This is a genomic window from Lysinibacillus sp. NPDC097287, from assembly GCF_044761695.1.
In the GTDB taxonomy this organism is placed as follows: Bacteria; Bacillota; Bacilli; order Bacillales_A; family Planococcaceae; genus Lysinibacillus.
Genome location: NZ_JBIWCX010000001.1, coordinates 603,071 through 618,093 on the forward strand (window position 1 = coordinate 603,071; position 15,023 = coordinate 618,093).

Below are 15,023 nucleotides of genomic sequence, written 5' to 3' on the forward strand. Positions count from 1 at the left end.
AGAAGGAAGGAACTAGCAAGCTCCCCCCTTCCTTTTTCAATCCAATATATCGACGTAAGTCTTCTTTTGATAGTGACTACCTGCCGCTGAATAAACAATTGTACGAATCGCTTTAGCAACCCGCCCTTGTTTGCCTATGACTTTCCCTCGATCCTCTGGATGAACAAAAAGTTTATAAACAACTCGATTTGCATTTTCGTCCGTCTCAATACGGACTTCTTCTGGATAATCGACTAACGGTAAAACGATTGCTTCAATCAGCTGCTTCAAAGACGTCTCCCCCGATTATTTACTGAATTTTTGGTTATGGAATTTCTCCATGATACCTTGTTCTGAGAACAAGTTACGCACTGTATCTGATGGTTTTGCACCGTCAGCTAACCATTTAAGAGCTTTCTCTTCATCAATGTTTACAGTAGCTGGTTGAGTTAGTGGGTTGTAAGTACCCACTGTTTCGATTTGACGACCGTCACGTGGTGAACGAGCGTCTGCAACTACGATACGATAGAAAGGAGATTTTTTAGCTCCCATACGTTTTAAGCGAATTTTTACTGCCATTTTAATAGCACCTCCGAATAAGTTTCACACAAGATAGTATATTATCAATGTTTGTGATGTTTGTAAAGTGTTTTTTCTTAACACCTAAAAAATATTATTTAAATAATGAATCAAAGCCTGGTAATTTCATTTTCTTCTTACCTTTACCAGTTGCCATACCTGTCATTTGCTTCATCATTTTCTTCATTTCTTCAAATTGCTTTAATAGGCGATTGACCTCTTGAATAGACGTCCCAGAACCTTTTGCAATGCGTTTTTTACGACTACCATTAATGATTTCAGGATTTGTCTTTTCAGCAGGCGTCATTGAATAAATGATGGCCTCAACGCGCCCCATTTGCTTATCATCAACTTTGACATTGTCTAAGCCTTTGATTTTGTTTGCACCTGGTAGCATCTTTAAAATTTCGTCGAGTGGCCCCATCTTTTTCACTTGCTGTAATTGCTCAACAAAATCATCGAATGTGAAGCTTTGCGTTTTGAACTTTTCTTCTAGCTCTTTTGCTTTCGCTTCATCAACATTTGCCTGTGCTTTTTCAATCAGTGATAGGACGTCGCCCATACCTAAAATACGAGACGCCATACGCTCTGGATGGAACGGTTCTAGCGCATCTAATTTTTCACCCATACCGACGAATTTAATCGGTTTTTGTGTAACAGAACGAATAGATAGCGCGGCACCACCACGCGTATCACCATCTAGTTTTGTTAATACAACGCCTGTAATACCAACAGCTTCATTAAAACTTTCTGCAACATTGACAGCATCTTGACCTGTCATAGCATCTACAACTAAGAACACTTCATCAGGCTCTTTTAATGCACGTATATCTTTTAATTCTTGCATTAATGTTTCATCAATATGCAAGCGACCTGCTGTATCGATAATAACTACATCATGATGCTCTTCTTTTGCATGTTCTAGTGCTTGTCGCGCAATTTCTACAGGTGAAACATCTGTGCCGAGCGCAAAAACAGGTAGCGATAATTGCTTCCCTAGCGTTTGTAATTGCTGAATAGCTGCAGGTCGGTACACGTCTGCCGCAACTAGAAGTGGTTTACGATTATATTTTTTACGTAAAATATTCGCAAGCTTCCCTGTTGTCGTTGTTTTACCTGCACCTTGCAAACCGACCATCATAATAACCGTCGGTGGTTTTGTATTGAATTTAATAGGGCTTTGTTCGCCACCCATTAATTGAGTTAACTCGTCTTGAACGATTTTAATAACTTGTTGGCCTGGTGTTAAACTTTGCATTACGTCCACACCAACTGAACGTTCACTAACTTTTTTAACAAATTCTTTTACTACTTTTAAGTTAACATCCGCCTCGATTAAAGCAAATCGGACTTCACGCATCATTTCTTTTACGTCTTGTTCCGATACTTTCCCTTTACCTTTAATCTTTTGGATTGTCCCTTGGAGTCGTTCCGCTAATCCTTCAAAAGCCAATGCTTTCGCCTCCTAATCCCATTCTTTCAATTGTTCAATGAGTGCAAGTTGCTCCTCTGTTGCCATGCTTTTTTCAGTAATGCCTGCAGTTAATTGTGCCAGCATTTGTGTTCGTTGTTGGAATTTCCCCAGTAAACATAATTTATTTTCATACTCTTCAAGCATCGCTTCTGTTCGACGAATATTATCATAAACAGCTTGGCGTGAAACCCCGTAAGATTCAGCGATTTCCCCGAGTGAGTGATCGTCTAAATAATAAAGTTCCATATAACTTCTTTGCTTATCTGTTAATAGTGCTTGATAAAAGTCGAAGAGAAAATTCATGCGTGTTGTTTTTTCAAGTAGCATCGAATTGTTTCTCCTCCTATCATTAGTCATTTGTATCATAACGAAAAGCGCCTGTCTGTGTCAAGGTAATCTCCTTGTCTAAAAGCATTCTATTAGCTGATTTTAGGCGTTTTTACCCCTCCGCTAGTATTCCCCTTAAACAATGTGATTTGACCTTTATAAAAGCAGACAAGCGCTTATTGTTAATCATTATTCTTCGCTATTTTGTAATTCCTTATCTAAACCATCAGCAAACAAACCATAAACATAACGTTCTGCATCGAACGGTTGTAAATCATCCATTTTTTCACCTAAGCCGACAAATTTTACTGGTATGTGGAGCTTATTACGAATCGCTAGCACAATACCACCTTTAGCTGTACCATCTAGTTTCGTTAACACGATACCCGTAACATTTGTTACCTCTTTAAATGTCTGTGCTTGCACAAGTGCATTTTGCCCCGTTGTTGCATCCAGTGCTAGTAACACTTCATGTGGTGCATTTGGTACTTCACGTGAAATAACACGATGTACTTTTTCAAGCTCATTCATTAAGTTTACTTTATTTTGTAATCGACCCGCTGTATCACAAATCAGGACATCTGCACCACGATTTTTTGCTGCACGAATCGCATCATACATTACCGCCGCTGGATCTGATCCTTCAGATTGTTTAATGACTTCACAGCCAACACGGTCGCCCCATACTTGTAATTGGTCAATAGCACCCGCACGGAATGTATCACCCGCTGCTAAGACGACAGTTTTACCTTCTGATTTTAGACGATGTGCTAATTTACCAATTGTAGTCGTTTTCCCAACGCCGTTCACTCCGACAAATAAAATAACTGTCAGTTCGCCTTGTGGCTGGATATTTAAGTCGATTAAATCTTCTTCACCTTGTTCATAAATTTCTACAAGTTTTTCTGAAATAATCGCTTGGATACCTTGTGTATCTTTAATGTTTTGACGTTGCACTTCAAAGCGTAATTTATCCATTAGTTCCATTACTGTTTCAAAGCCAACATCCGCTTGCAATAGTAAATCTTCTAATTCCTCGAAAAAGTCTTCATCGACTTTACGATAACGTGCCACTAGATCATTCACTTTTGATGTGAATGAGTTACGTGTTTTTTCAAGACCTGCTTTAAATTTTTGTGTAATTGACCAAGCAGAAGGTTTCTTTTCTTCTACTGGCTCTTCTACATTTTGTTCTTCTACAATAGCAATTTCTTGCACTTCTTCTTGTTTGGATTCTTCTACTTCTGGCTCTTGCGGTTCTTCGATGGCTGGTTGTTCTTCCACTTCTGGTTGAGTGGCTATTGCTTCGGTAGCTGTATCAATTCGCAACTTCTCTGCATCACTTTCAGCTACTTCTGTCTCAGGAGACTCTTCCTTATGACCATCTACTACCTTTTCTTCTTCATCGGGATTCCCCATTAATTTATCTTTTAGACGTTTAAAAAAACTCATGCTTGTTCGCTCCTTTGGTCCGCAAGTACGGGTTCATCTTCTAATTTTACTGACACAAGTTTTGATACGCCTGACTCCTGCATCGTAATACCATATAAGACGTCAGCACCTTCCATTGTCCCTTTACGATGTGTAATGACAATAAACTGTGTATCACGGCTAAATTTCTTTAAATATTCACTATAGCGCACAACATTTGCCTCGTCTAGTGCTGCTTCTACTTCATCAAGTATACAGAATGGCACAGGTCGAATATTTAAGATTGAGAATAGCAATGCGATCGCTGTAAGCGCACGCTCACCACCAGAAAGCAAACTTAGATTTTGGAGTTTTTTTCCAGGTGGTTGCGCCACGATATCAATCCCTGTCTCAAGCATATTTTCAGGATTAAGTAGCACTAAATCTGCTTGACCACCTCCAAACAACTCACGGAATACAAGCTTAAACTGCTCTCGAATAGCATAGAACGTATCACTGAAACGAACTGTCATTTCTTCATCCATTTCTTTAATGGCTTCGTGCAATGTTTCCTGAGCTTCTAATAAATCACTGCGTTGCTCAGATAAGAAGGAATGACGTTCTAACACACGATCATACTCCTCAATTGCACTTATATTGACGGGACCAAGCTCTTCAATCGATTTTTTCAATAGCTTAACACGACGACGCATATGCTCTTCATCATCAATAGCAAGTGCTTCTTCCAAAGCATCCTCATAAGTTAACTGATAATTTTCTTCTAGCTGCTCATTGAAATTATTAATTTCAAACTCGATACGACTTTGCTTTAATTCATTCGCACGTATTGCTTCTAAGAAGCCTTTATGAATACGTTGCAATTCTTTAAGCTGCTCTTCTAACGTTACGAGTTGTTGTTGTAGTGTTATTTTTTCATCTTTTTTCTGTGAAATTGTCGCATTTAGTGATTCTCGCTTCTCTTTCCATGAGGAGATTTGCTGTTCAATCTCTTCATCGCTCAGCACTTTTGTCGATTCATCACTTTGAAGCCACATTATTTCCTGAGAAATATTGTCGACTTTTTGACGAGCTTTGACTAAACTTAGCGCAAGCTCCGCTGTCACAATCTGTACTTGAGACATTTGCTCTTGCATAACTGCAAGTTGAGAGCGTTTTTCTGCCGATTGCTCACGTAGTACATCTTTTTCCGTTTCACTTTGTAGCTTTACTTTTCCAAGTTGTTCAACCACATCATTGATGGATGAAAGCTCTGTAGCCAGTGTCACTAAACGTGTTGTCGCCACTTCTTTTTGCGCAAGAAGCGTTTCTTCACGTGTTTTTACATCCTGAGTTTCACTTGAAGCAAATGTTACACGAGCTGCTAAACTTTTTTCAGTAACTTCTAGCTCGCGCAGACGGCTGGCTTGCTGCAATTCTGCTTTACTCAGCTCATCACTTTCAAGCTTTAAGCGCTCTAGTGTGTCACGCATAGTTGCTAGCTTCTCTTTTTCAGTCGCAACAGACTGCTCTGCTGCATAAATCGATGCATCTAACTCTTGTAGACTCGCTGTTAAGCCGTCTAACTCTGCTTTTCTTGTAAACAGTGAAGATTGTTGCTTTGCAGCTCCCCCTGTTAAAGATCCACCCGCATTGACAATATCGCCTTCAAGGGTAACGACACGGTATCTAAAGCCGCAAAGACGAGCAATCTGACTTGCCCCTTCTAAATTTGCCGCGACCAATACATTCCCCAGTAGGTTTTCTACAATTGAACGATTCGCCTCATCAAAAGTAACTAGTGCATCTGCCATTTGCACAAACGCTGGATGCTCCATTGCAAGTTGAATGGCAGACGGATTAATTTTGCGGGATTTCATTACAGTTTTTGGTAAAAATGTTGCGCGTCCTGCTCGTTTTTGCTTTAACCAACTAATCGCTTGTTGTGCATGTTGTTCATTCGTTGTCACAATATGTTGAGAAGCTGCCCCTAATGCTGTTTCAATTGCTTGAGTATATTTACCACCAACATGGATTAATTCAGCAACGGCCCCTTCAATACCTTGAAGATGTCCTTTATCTCGAGCTAGTAACACCTCTTTTACACCGTGGAAGAAACCAGAAAAATCAGCTTCTAATTCAGCCAGTGTCTCTTTTCTAGCTTTCAATTGTTGCTGGTGTTGATACGCTTTAAACAGCATTGCTTGCTTGTCATCAAATGAAGTACTTACTGTTTTGAACTGCCTTTGCATGACTTCATATTTTTCAAGCTTACTTTGCAAGGCATCTGTCGTTGTGGCATATGTTACAGTTAGCTTTTCTTTTTCCACTAGGATTTGAGCTAGTTCTTGCTCAATCTCATCGGACTGCCCCGTCATTCGAGTAGCCATTTCCTTTTGTTGCACAAGCTGTTGCTCAATATTTTTCAATTCGTTTTTTACCGTTGCTTCTTCATTTAATGCATCGATATAACGGTTTTTTTGCTCTTCGATTTCATGCTCAATTTCTAAAACTGAACGATTTAACGAATGCTCCAGTTGTTTAATCACTTGCTTGAGCGCTTGAACTTCTTGCTGCTTTTCAGTAAACTGTTGCTTTTTCTCAAGTTCCTGTGATTCAAGAGAGGTTACTTCCTCTTTTGCCTCTTGTAAAGATACTTCTAATTGGTGTAATTGGTTCGATGCATTTTGACGTTTTTCCGTCATTAATGCTTTACGCCCATCCCAACGTTCTACTTCCATCGTCGCTTCGACAAGTTCAGATTGTGCAGCATCTAATGTATCATCTAATTCTTTTAAACGTTTTCGAATCGCTTCTGTTTTCGCCTCAAGCGTGTGCATATCGTCCGCGTGTTTTTGCCCTGTTTCTGACAACTGCGTAAACTCCATTTTGAGTGCATGCAAAGATTGTGCACAATTGTTTAAATCGTGCACAAGTATCGCAATATCAAAATCCTTTAACTCAGTTGACATTTGCACATAATCTTTAGCGCTTGAAGCCTGCATTTCAAGCGGCTCCAAACGACTATCTAGCTCATGTAAAATATCTAACACACGGTATAAATTCTCATCAGTTTCAATAAGTTTATGTTCCGCTTTTTTCTTGCGTAATTTATATTTCAACACACCCGCTGCCTCTTCGAAAATTGAACGGCGATCATCAGGGCGGCTATTTAAAATTTCATCGACACGACCTTGTGAAATTATTGAAAATGCTTCTTTTCCAAGCCCCGAGTCCATGAACAAGTCCGTAATATCCTTCAGGCGACACTGCTGGTTATTCAGTAAATATTCACTATCACCTGAACGGTATACGCGTCTTGTTACGCTTACTTCTGTATAAGGAAAAGCGATACGCTCATCTGTATTATCTAAAATCAGCGTAACTTCCGCAAAGTTTAGTGGCTTCCGGGAATCACTCCCAGCAAAAATAATATCCTCCATCTTTGCCCCACGTAACGACTTTGCCGATTGCTCCCCAAGTACCCAACGAATAGCATCGGTCACGTTACTTTTTCCGCTGCCATTCGGTCCGACAACAGCTGTGACGCCCGGTACAAAATCAATACCAATGCGCTCCGCAAAAGATTTAAAGCCAATCACTTCGAGTCGTTTTAGGAACATCTGTTTAAGCCTCCTCTTGTGCAGTTTTCACTCGCATTGCGCGCATAGCACATTGTGCAGCTTGCTGCTCGGCTTCTTTTTTCGATTTCCCACGACCCACACCAAGTTCTAGTCCATTTAACAACACACTCGATACAAACGTACGGTTATGAGCAGGTCCCTTTTCCTCGATAATTTCGTAATGAAGAAGACCATTGTTCGTTTGTTGCACCATTTCTTGCAATTGACTTTTGAAATCCATCACATGCGAAAAAGCACCGACTTCGACTTTTGGGAACACGATTCGTTCTAAAAACTTAACGACCGTTTGTAAATCTTGATCTAAATAAAGCGCCCCTACAAATGACTCAAAAACATCTGCTAAGAGGGCTGGGCGTTCCCGACCACCTGTTAATTCTTCACCTTTTCCAAGCAATACAAAGCGACCAAAGCCTAATTCATTTGCAAAAATAACAAGTGATGGCTCGCAAACAATCGATGCACGCAGCTTCGTTAGTTCACCTTCGCTCATATGTGGGTATTTCTCAAAAAGATATTTAGAAACAGATAGTTCAAGTACTGCGTCACCTAAAAATTCAAGACGCTCATTATCCGTAAATAATTTACGGCGATGCTCATTCACATAAGATGAATGTGTAAATGCTTGATACAATAAATTTTTGTTAATAAACTCGATGTTCAATTCGTCTTGTAATAATTCGAATTGATTGCGCACTTTCTCAGGAAGTACGCCTGATTTGTGCATAATTCCTTTTCTTTTCATAGCCATTGAACAATCTGCCTTCCTAATAGTTTCTACCGTAATAGTTTACCTTTTTAAAGCGGTTTATGCAAAAGGATTTCGGTGTAAATACAATGTTTTGGCAATTTTTCCGTAAACAACACGATCATTTAGGTTAAAATGAAAAAAAGACACGTCCATAGTCCGAATAACGAACCATTCCGTGCCTCTTAAAACTAGGCTTAGCCTAATTTACTTTCGATGTATGAAATTGCAGTTCCAACCGTTGAGATTTTTTCAGCGTCCTCGTCAGAAATCTCCATATCGAATTCGTCTTCAAGCTCCATTACAAGCTCAACTACGTCTAATGAGTCAGCACCTAAATCATCACGGAAAGAAGCTTCTAGTGTTACTTCGCTTTCTTCAACACCTAAACGGTCCACGATTACTTTTGTTACGCGTTCTAATACTGTAGTCAAATCGTTCACCTCCCCTCAAATGATTATACAAAAAATCAAATTTCAATCCTACAAAATATTTTGAATCAAACAATATTACATTACCATACCACCATCAATATGTAATGTTTGACCTGTCATATAGTTGGCATCATCGGAAGCTAGAAAGACAACAGCTTTAGCAACATCTTCTGGTTGACCAAGTTTTGCCAGTGGGATTTGTGTTAACATACCTTGTTTTAAATCTTCTGGCAGTACATCCGTCATTTCACTTTCAATAAAACCAGGTGCAATGGCATTGACTAAAATATTTCGTGATGCTAATTCTTTTGCTGTCGTTTTTGTTAAGCCAATGACACCTGCTTTTGCTGCTACATAGTTGGCTTGCCCAGCATTACCTGCTACACCAACAATTGAAGAAATATTAATAATGCGTCCTGCACGTTGCTTCATCATTTGACGCGTCACAGCTTTCGTACAAAGGAATACACCTTTTAAATTCGTGTCCATTACATCGTCCCACTCATTTTCCTTCATACGCATTAGTAAATTATCACGTGTAATCCCTGCATTATTTACTAAAATATCAAGTGACCCAAATGTTTTTACTGCAGCATCCATTAAAGCTGACACCTCATCAGACTTCGCAACGCTAGCCTGTACGGCTAGTGCCTCACCGCCAGCTTCATGAATAGCAGCAACAACTTCCTCTGCTTTTGCTTGTGAGCCGCTGTAATTGACGATTACTTTCGCACCTTCATCTGCAAGTTTCAAAGCAATAGCACGGCCAATCCCACGTGATGCACCTGTTACAACCGCTACTTTACCTTCTAGTTTACGCATTGATTGCCCACTCCTTCGACGCTTCTACAACCGATTCTAGTGACGCCTCATCATAAACACAATACGTCGTAACAGAACGGTCTATTTTTTTCACTAAACCACTTAACACTTTGCCAGGTCCACATTCAATAAAGACATCTACACCTTGTGCAATCATTTCACGAACAGATGCCTCCCACTGCACAGCTGAGTAAACTTGTTCTACTAGCTCATGTTCAATCGCTGATACATCTTGTAATTCATTCGCCTTAACATTTCCGATAACCGGAATTTGAGGAACAGATAGAGTAATAGTTTCTAGTGCTATACGTAATTGTTCTGATGATGATCGCATTAACTCTGAGTGGAACGGGCCACTCACAACTAATGGTATCGCACGTTTTGCTCCCGCTTCCTTTGCAGCTACAGAAGCCTTTTCTACCCCGTCCTTCGTCCCAGAAATAACGATTTGTCCAGGGCAGTTTACGTTTGCAACCTGTACTTCATCACCTGATGCTGTGACTTGATCTGTTAGGTTACGCAATGCTTCTAATTCCATCCCTAAAATTGCCGCCATTGCGCCTTTTCCTGCTGGTACTGCTTCGTTCATATATAAACCACGTTTGTGAACAATTGCTACTGCATCTTCAAACGACAACACCCCTGCTATCACTAAAGCTCCGTATTCCCCAAGTGAATGACCTGCTGCATAATCTGGTGTAATACCCGCTGCACGTAATTTTTCAGCTACCATCACACCCGTTGTTAATAGTGCTGGCTGTGCATGATACGTCAGCGTTAATTCTTCCGCTGGCCCTTCTAGCATAATTTTCGATAGTTCAAAGCCAAGTACCTTGTCTGCATTATCATAAAACACTTTGCTCCCAGCTGAGTTCTCTATGAATTCTTGCCCCATCCCAACTACTTGAGAACCTTGCCCAGGAAAAATAAATGCAATTTTCGTCATTTCTCTAAAATCCCCTTTGTGTAAAAATCTCGCTTTATTAGTCGTTTTCTAAATGGCGTACTGTTTCAGTAATTGTCGATACAACAGTATGTTCCACCATTGTGTTCGCTTGACGAATCGCACTAAAAATTGCCTTTGCATTCGACGAACCATGCGCTTTTATAACAGGTGCTTGTAAACCAAATAATCCTGCGCCGCCATATTCTGTATAGTCCATTTTATCTTTTAAGCTGCGTAAATCATTTTTCATGAGCACAGCTGAAATTTTTGTTTTTGTGGAAGACATAAATGCTTCTTTTAACATTTTAAAAATTGCGTCTGCTGTTCCCTCAATAGATTTAAGCACCATGTTTCCTGTAAATCCGTCCGTTACTACAACGTCCGCTACCCCATTCAGTAAATCACGTGCCTCAACATTGCCAATAAAGTTCAAGTCCGCTTCTTTTAATAAGTCAAAAGTTGCTTTTGTTAAGTCATTGCCCTTTTTATCTTCTGTTCCGATATTCAGTAAGCCAACACGCGGTTTTTGCAGACCGCCTACTTTTTTTGCATAGATGTCACCCATAATTGCATATTGCAATAAGTGCTCCGGACGTGCATCCGCATTCGCCCCTAAATCTAACATTAAAAATCCATTACCATCGAGTGTTGGTAACGTTGTAGCTAGTGCAGGTCGTGCAATCCCTTCAATACGTCCTACCTTAAACAATCCACCTGCCATTAATGCCCCTGTATTCCCCGCAGAAAGACAAGCATCCGCTTTTCCTTCAGTAACCGCTTCTAACATACGTGCCATTGAAGAGTCTTTTTTACGACGTACAGCGCGTACAGGATCATCCGTTCCTTCAACGACTTCTTCGCAATGAATGATTGTTAAGCGTTCATGCGTTTTCAAGAAAGGTTTAAGCTTTTCTTGTTGTCCATACAGCTGAATCTCTAAGTTTGGAATTTTCTCTAGTGCCAAAAATGCACCTTCAACTACTGATTTTGGCGCGTTGTCGCCACCCATTCCATCGAGTGCTAATTTCATTGTTGTTCACCTTCACCTTTCGTACGGTACATACTAAATTCACCGACAAAGACTGTTTCACCGTTTACTGTAGAGACTACCTCTACATTTGTGCGTTGTTTTTCATTGTTCCGTCCAGTAACCATTGCCTTAGTAATAACACGATCTCCTGCCCTTACAGGTTTCACAAACGTAATATTTGAATGAACTGTTAAGGCTAGCTCATCGTCAATGACTGCTACGGCCAATGAATTCGCCTGGGCAAATAAATGATGCCCACGTGCGATACCATTTCGTTGAAAAACATGTTCTTCCTTTACGTCAAAAATAGATAATGCGCGATTATCTAATTCAATATCAATTATGTCACCAATTACTTCATCAATCGGTAAAGACTTTACTTCATTTTCATAAGTTTTAGAAGCTACATCTTTAATACGTTCACGTAATTCTGGAATCGATAATTCCATACGATCTAAGCGAATCGTTTGGACACTCACCTGAAACTCAGTTGCCAGCTGTTCATCTGTGACGAATGGATTTTCAGCAATCGTTTCAGTTAATTGTCGCTGTCGCTCTTTCTTCGTTCTTCTCAACGTCACTCGCCACCTTTTTAGTTGTTATTAGCACTTGGTACTAACATCAGTATATAGATACTAAAAAAAGAATGCAAGACCTGTTTTAAAAAACAAGTCGCACATTCCCCTATCACTTACACTTCGATCATATTCTTTCCAAGTTCTAATCAAAACGATCACCTTGCAAAACACCTGAATCTTCAAGCATATCACGCAAGCCTTTGTATTCATCATCTTGCCAAAAAGCCGGCGTTTCAATCATTGCAGTCGCATCTTTTCGTGCTGTATCAAGGGTTCTATAATCATGTACTAAATCGGCTACTTTGAAATCAGGCAAGCCACTTTGCTTCCGACCAAAGAAATCACCAGGGCCCCGTAGCTCTAAATCTTTTTCGGCCAGTCGGAAGCCATCGTTTGTTTCTGTCATCGACTGCATACGTTCCTTACCTTCATCAGACTTAGGGTCCGCAATTAACACACAGTAAGACTGATGTTCGCCACGCCCAACACGCCCACGTAATTGATGCAATTGAGCTAAACCGAAACGCTCAGCATCGTAAACAACCATAAATGTGGCATTCGGAACATTCACTCCTACTTCAACAACCGTCGTTGATACGAGAACCTGGATTTCGCCGTCACTAAAAGCACGCATCACAGCATCCTTTTCATCCGCTGGCAATCGCCCATGCATTAATCCTACTTTATAGCGATTATTAAAATGCAGGGCTAACTGCTCGTAAATCTCAACAGCATTTTGCACGTCCAGCTTATCAGACTCTTCGATGAGCGGACAAATTGCATATGCTTGTCGCCCAGCCGCTAACTCTAACTCGAGTTTTGATAGCACTGAGCCAAGTTGCTCTTTTTTCATCCAATGCGTTTCAATTTCTTTACGCCCCGCCGGCATCTCATCAATCTTCGAAACATCCATTTCACCGAACGCTGTTATTGCAAGCGTTCTTGGAATCGGTGTCGCTGTCATAAAGAGCACGTCAGGATTTTCACCTTTGTCGCGTAAAATACGGCGTTGCTCAACTCCGAAGCGATGCTGCTCATCCGTAATAACAAAGCCCAGTCGCTTAAAGATAACATCTGGCTGAATAAGTGCATGCGTTCCAATTAAAATATCAATGTCTCCGCTTGCCAGTGCTTCTAATAACAAACGGCGTTCTTTCGTTTTTGTAGAACCCGATAATAAGGCAACGCGCACCCCAAATGGTTCAAACCACTCTACTAAGTTTTCAGCATGTTGCTCAGCTAAGATTTCCGTCGGTGCCATTAATGCACCTTGAAAGCCATCTGTCACAGCCGCGTACAAACAAATTGCAGCCACTACCGTTTTCCCTGAACCTACATCCCCTTGTAAAAGGCGATTCATACGGTGCGGCTCTTTTAAATCTTTACAAATCTCATTGACAACTCGTTTTTGCGCACCTGTTAATTCATACGGTAACGAATCAATAAAAGCGCGGACCTTCGCCAAATCAAATTGTACGATTGTCCCCTTCTCACTCTCTTTTCGCATTTTCCGCAATGCCTGGATACGCAATTGAAAGTTTAATAATTCTTCATAAGCAAAACGCCTTCTCGCCTGTTTCGCATGTTCAGCATTTTGCGGGAAATGGATACCCTCGAGGCCATCACGCATTGATACAAGCTTATAGGCTGTTTGTAACTGCATTGGAATGGCGTCAGGTAAATCCAATGCAAATTCATCAAGTGCCTGTCTCATATATTTACGGAATCGTTTTTGCGGGATCGTCCCCTTTAGGCTATATACCGGTTCAAAATCCACTTGATCCGTTTTCGGACCAAAATTCACACTTGTCCCGTTAATAACCTGCCTGCCTCGATCCCATTTGCCAGTTACCGTAATGATCGATCCTGGCACTAGTTTTTGCTTTAAGTAGTTTTGATTAAAAAATACCACTTTCACAAGATGTCTTCCTGCTAAAACCGTTACTTGTAGACGTGATTTATTCCGTCCTAAAAAAAGGACGGTTGGCTCACGCTCTACTTTACATTCAACAGTTACACGTTCATTATGCGGCGTTTGTGCTAAATCTTTTAATCGAAAATCTTCATGTCGATGTGGAAATGTCCATAACAAATCTGAAATCGTCTCGATGCCTAGTGCTTCTAGATGTCCTGCAGTTTCTTTCCCAATCCCCTTTAACCCAGAGACTGGACTACTTAATTCAGTCACCTTGCACGACAGCCCCCCCGAAAATTTTCGTTACTAAAGCCTTTCCTGTAGGCATTAGCATAACCATACTGTATTTTTTCATAAGAGTTTACCCCCTTCTTACGATTGCTCTTGGCTTTCGTAATATTCTCTCGCATGTTTGTCACTTCTGAATAAATCATGCTCTGCTTTTTTTCTTTCAATTGTATCATTTATTTTTTCGTTATCCCCCAAATATGCATTAAGTTCATCAATTATTGGCTGATAACTTACTGAATCAAAATGTATAACTACTCGCTCATCGAATACCTCTACAAAATTCAATTGCTCTAGCTTCTGCCCATCGGTAAACTCTGCCTTTGATAGTTCTACCATTCTTTGGTTTGTTACTTTTGTGAGCTTTTCAAGATTATCAAGATTATTTGACTTTAATAGAATCACCTTTCTCTCTACCTCATTACTTTCATCAATCATCTCATCCAACATCATTTTCCAATTAGTCTTTACTGCTAAATTACTTGTTTCTAGGATTTCATTTTGTATGTTACGAATCTTATTCGTAATTTTAAATAGTCCTTCTTCTGCTTCCTGTACTCGACTATCAATGGTTGCTTTTGCTAGTTGAATTTTCTCATAGATGATTTCATCGGTATTGGCAGTTCCAAATCCATGTGTAGTAAAACTTGGCTCAACACAATCAAACAATTCCTTCATCTTATTGTAGCTCAAATTCTTTAAGCTACACGTTCGTTTTTCCCTTTTCGCTTCGCAGGTATAGTTATAATACTTCTTACCTTCTTCATTATTATGACACCACACCCATTTACGCACCCGCTATCGTCAAGACCTTAATTTCCCCTTCTTATTTACCTGTATCAACACACTCTTTAG

At 40.2% G+C, this 15,023-nt stretch carries 14 protein-coding genes; all 14 read right to left on the reverse strand.

Annotated features, from left to right (window positions below; genetic code table 11):
• Positions 1-36: 36 nt before the first annotated feature.
• Entirely contained in the window at positions 37-270 is a 234-nt protein-coding gene (locus tag ACIQ2D_RS02840) for a KH domain-containing protein (protein ID WP_402859045.1), read from the reverse strand.
• Between the two features lie 15 nt (positions 271-285).
• Positions 286-558, reverse strand: a complete 273-nt coding sequence (gene rpsP / locus ACIQ2D_RS02845) for a 30S ribosomal protein S16 (RefSeq protein ID WP_004269411.1) — start codon at positions 556-558, stop codon at positions 286-288.
• Between the two features lie 94 nt (positions 559-652).
• Positions 653-2,011, reverse strand: a complete 1,359-nt coding sequence (gene ffh / locus ACIQ2D_RS02850) for a signal recognition particle protein (protein WP_402859048.1) — start codon at positions 2,009-2,011, stop codon at positions 653-655.
• A gap of 12 nt (positions 2,012-2,023) precedes the next feature.
• The gene (locus ACIQ2D_RS02855) at positions 2,024-2,359 is read right to left on the reverse strand and encodes a putative DNA-binding protein (protein WP_402859051.1); all 336 of its coding nucleotides are present in this window, start codon (positions 2,357-2,359) and stop codon (positions 2,024-2,026) included.
• A 189-nt stretch (positions 2,360-2,548) separates the two neighbouring features.
• A complete protein-coding gene (ftsY, locus tag ACIQ2D_RS02860) occupies positions 2,549-3,811 on the reverse strand; it encodes a signal recognition particle-docking protein FtsY (RefSeq protein WP_402859054.1) in 1,263 nt (420 codons plus the stop codon).
• Positions 3,808-7,389, reverse strand: a complete 3,582-nt coding sequence (gene smc, locus ACIQ2D_RS02865) for a chromosome segregation protein SMC (protein ID WP_402859057.1) — start codon at positions 7,387-7,389, stop codon at positions 3,808-3,810. The genes ftsY and smc overlap by 4 nt, the downstream gene beginning before the upstream one ends.
• A 4-nt stretch (positions 7,390-7,393) precedes the next feature.
• Entirely contained in the window at positions 7,394-8,158 is a 765-nt protein-coding gene (gene rnc, locus ACIQ2D_RS02870; protein ID WP_402859060.1) for a ribonuclease III, read from the reverse strand.
• Between the two features lie 194 nt (positions 8,159-8,352).
• Entirely contained in the window at positions 8,353-8,589 is a 237-nt protein-coding gene (acpP, locus tag ACIQ2D_RS02875) for an acyl carrier protein (RefSeq protein ID WP_053584375.1), read from the reverse strand.
• Positions 8,590-8,664: 75 nt separating this feature from the next.
• Positions 8,665-9,411, reverse strand: a complete 747-nt coding sequence (gene fabG / locus ACIQ2D_RS02880; RefSeq protein ID WP_402859063.1) for a 3-oxoacyl-[acyl-carrier-protein] reductase — start codon at positions 9,409-9,411, stop codon at positions 8,665-8,667.
• A complete protein-coding gene (gene fabD, locus ACIQ2D_RS02885; RefSeq protein ID WP_402859066.1) occupies positions 9,404-10,357 on the reverse strand; it encodes an ACP S-malonyltransferase in 954 nt (317 codons plus the stop codon). Before fabD ends, fabG begins: the two co-directional genes overlap by 8 nt.
• Positions 10,358-10,394: 37 nt before the next feature.
• Complete coding sequence (gene plsX, locus ACIQ2D_RS02890) at positions 10,395-11,387, reverse strand: phosphate acyltransferase PlsX (protein WP_402859069.1); 993 nt, start codon at positions 11,385-11,387, stop codon at positions 10,395-10,397.
• Positions 11,384-11,962, reverse strand: a complete 579-nt coding sequence (gene fapR / locus ACIQ2D_RS02895; protein WP_402859072.1) for a transcription factor FapR — start codon at positions 11,960-11,962, stop codon at positions 11,384-11,386. Before fapR ends, plsX begins: the two co-directional genes overlap by 4 nt.
• Before the next feature lie 145 nt (positions 11,963-12,107).
• Positions 12,108-14,153 (reverse strand): ATP-dependent DNA helicase RecG, encoded by a 2,046-nt coding sequence (recG, locus tag ACIQ2D_RS02900; RefSeq protein ID WP_402859075.1) that lies wholly within the window; start codon positions 14,151-14,153, stop codon positions 12,108-12,110.
• A 99-nt stretch (positions 14,154-14,252) separates the two neighbouring features.
• Positions 14,253-14,846, reverse strand: a complete 594-nt coding sequence (locus ACIQ2D_RS02905; RefSeq protein ID WP_402859078.1) for a hypothetical protein — start codon at positions 14,844-14,846, stop codon at positions 14,253-14,255.
• Positions 14,847-15,023: the final 177 nt, after the last annotated feature.

Bases quoted from the DNA above. Each gene is read 5' to 3' on its own strand.
- smc (WP_402859057.1), bottom strand. From the start codon at position 7,389: ATGTTCCTAAAACGACTCGAAGTGATTGGCTTTAAATCTTTTGCGGAG.
- fabD (WP_402859066.1), bottom strand. From the start codon at position 10,357: ATGACGAAAATTGCATTTATTTTTCCTGGGCAAGGTTCTCAAGTAGTT.
- ftsY (WP_402859054.1), bottom strand. From the start codon at position 3,811: ATGAGTTTTTTTAAACGTCTAAAAGATAAATTAATGGGGAATCCCGAT.
- rnc (WP_402859060.1), bottom strand. From the start codon at position 8,158: ATGGCTATGAAAAGAAAAGGAATTATGCACAAATCAGGCGTACTTCCT.
- ACIQ2D_RS02905 (WP_402859078.1), bottom strand. From the start codon at position 14,846: ATGAAGGAATTGTTTGATTGTGTTGAGCCAAGTTTTACTACACATGGA.
- ACIQ2D_RS02855 (WP_402859051.1), bottom strand. From the start codon at position 2,359: ATGCTACTTGAAAAAACAACACGCATGAATTTTCTCTTCGACTTTTAT.
- plsX (WP_402859069.1), bottom strand. From the start codon at position 11,387: ATGAAATTAGCACTCGATGGAATGGGTGGCGACAACGCGCCAAAATCA.
- fabG (WP_402859063.1), bottom strand. From the start codon at position 9,411: ATGCGTAAACTAGAAGGTAAAGTAGCGGTTGTAACAGGTGCATCACGT.
- rpsP (WP_004269411.1), bottom strand. From the start codon at position 558: ATGGCAGTAAAAATTCGCTTAAAACGTATGGGAGCTAAAAAATCTCCT.